This is a genomic window from Jannaschia formosa (assembly GCF_003340555.1).
Classification (GTDB): Bacteria; Pseudomonadota; Alphaproteobacteria; order Rhodobacterales; family Rhodobacteraceae; genus Jannaschia; species Jannaschia formosa.
The window spans coordinates 1-2,055 of record NZ_QPLJ01000074.1; the positions used below are offsets into that span (position 1 = coordinate 1).

Genomic DNA, 2,055 nt, shown 5'->3' on the forward strand with positions numbered 1-2,055 from the left:
GTCGTATTGCTGCGCCAGGTCGGTCAGCCTCCGCTCGCCCTTCACCGCCTCCAGCGCCACGCGCGCCTTGAACGCCGCGCCATGATTGCGTCTCGGTCGTCTCGTCATGCTCTCTCCTCGCGAACGGCATCATGCCGATCTCGCGCAGAGCATCCACTCAACAGGGCTGGGCAGATTTCCCAGACCACCTCTGTTCAGCTACTTCGGGGCCTTGGCGACATATCTTCCGGCGCATGGCCGTCCGGTCGCGTTCTACTCGGACAAGCATTCGGTCTTCCGCGTGAACAAGTCCGACCCGAAGACGGGCCACGGGATCACGCAGTTCGGCCGCGCACTGGAAGAGTTGGGGATAGAGATCCTCTGCGCGAACAGTTCACAGGCCAAGGGGCGTGTCGAGCGGGCGAACCGGACGCTCCAGGACCGGCTGGTGAAGGCGCGGCGGCTGGAGGGCATCTCGGACATGGACGCTGCGAACATCTTCGTCCCGGCGTTCCTCGAACGCGACAACCTGCGCTTCGCCAAGGCGCCGCCGGGCTCGGAGGATTTGCACCGCCCGCTGAACCTCGGGCCGGATCGTCTGCGCCAGGTGCTGTGTTGCAAGGAGAGCCATTACGTCGGCCGCCAGCTGACCCTGCGCCACGAGCGCCGGATCGTGACGTTGCAGCCCTCGGACCTGACCGCGGGCCTCGTCGGAAAGTATGTCGATGTTCACACCTACGGCGACGGCGCGCTGGAGGTCCGGCATCGCGGCGTCGCCCTGCCCTTCACGGTGTTCGATCAGGACCAGCAGCGGGTGACGCAGGCGGCGATCGTCGAGAACAAGAACCTCTCCGCGGTGCTCGAGCATATCAAGGCCGAGCAGGAGAAGGCGGGCCCGAGGCCTGCGCGCAAGCGCGGCCCGGTGCAGCGCACCCGCTACATCCCCACGGGCCGCCGCAACGACGGCTGGAACAGCCTCGCCGCCCGAAAGAAGAAGGCCGATGCGGCCGGCCAGGCCTGCGATGAGTGAACTCTCCGGCCCGCCCGGCCGCCCGCCCAACAGGCGCGCCTGGACCGCCAAGCGACACTTCTGCTTTGCAGACCAGGTGACAGTTCTGGATGGTCGCAACGCGGAACCGGACCGGTCCGAAGTCAGTTCACGCCACCAAATGCCGGGACCGAACACCTACGACGCGCCCCGGAACCCCTGCGCCACGACGAACTTCTCGGAACTGTCGGATCGGCTCGCCGCCGGCTTCACGTTGGCAACCTTCTCGAAGCGGCGCTTCAACTCGGCCTGAAGCTCTCCCTCGGCACCTCCCGCCAGCACCTTCGCCACGAAGGTCCCGCCCGGCGCCAGCACGTCGAAGGCCAGCTCGGCCGCCGCCTCGCAGAGCGCGATGATCCGCAGATGGTCGGTCTGCTTGTGCCCCGAGGAGGCGGCGGCCATGTCCGACATCACCACATCCGCCGGCCCGCCCAGCCATTCCTTCACCCGCTCATCGGCCCCGTCCGCCATGAAGTCGAGCACATGGATCTCGGCGCCCGCGATTGGATCGACCTCCTGCAGGTCGATACCGACGATCCGGCCCCGTGGCTTCGACGGCCGCGACCCGTCCGCATTGATGCGCGGCACCGCCACCTGCAGCCAGCCGCCCGGGGCGCAGCCGAGATCCACGACCCGCGAGCCGGGCTTTAGGAAGCCGTACTTGTCGTCCAGCTCCATGATCTTGTAGGCCGCGCGCCCGCGATAGCCCTCGGCCCGGGCGCGCTGGACATAGGGGTCGTTCAGCTGCCGCTCGAGCCAGAGCTTCGAGCTGAGCCTGCGCCCGCGCGCCGTCTTGACCTTGACGGTCAGGTCCCGGCGCCCGCGGCCGGAGCTGTTCTTGGGTTTCTTCGTCATCGCGCCGAGATAAGCGAACGCGGCCCCAAGGAAAAGGTCGGCGTTGCGACGACCCCTCCGGCGAAGGGCTTGGCCTCACGCGACAAGGGGCCCCGCGGGGCCCCTTGTGCTGTCTGTCTGGCGGCAGGCGCCCTTGCGGCAGACTGCCCGATCCGACGATCTGCGACAGGCTC

Annotated in this window: 2 protein-coding genes; one reads left to right on the plus strand and one right to left on the minus strand. The window is 68.0% G+C overall.

Annotated elements, in window-relative coordinates:
- The first annotated feature begins 211 nt into the window (after positions 1 to 211).
- The gene (locus tag DR046_RS22780) at positions 212 to 1,009 is read left to right on the plus strand and encodes a hypothetical protein (RefSeq protein ID WP_115384619.1); all 798 of its coding nucleotides are present in this window, start codon (positions 212 to 214) and stop codon (positions 1,007 to 1,009) included.
- Between the two features lie 156 nt (positions 1,010 to 1,165).
- Here DR046_RS22780 and DR046_RS22785 read toward each other — a convergent pair whose 3' ends face one another.
- Positions 1,166 to 1,882, minus strand: a complete 717-nt coding sequence (locus DR046_RS22785) for an RlmE family RNA methyltransferase (protein ID WP_115384620.1) — start codon at positions 1,880 to 1,882, stop codon at positions 1,166 to 1,168.
- Between the last annotated feature and the right edge of the window lie 173 nt (positions 1,883 to 2,055).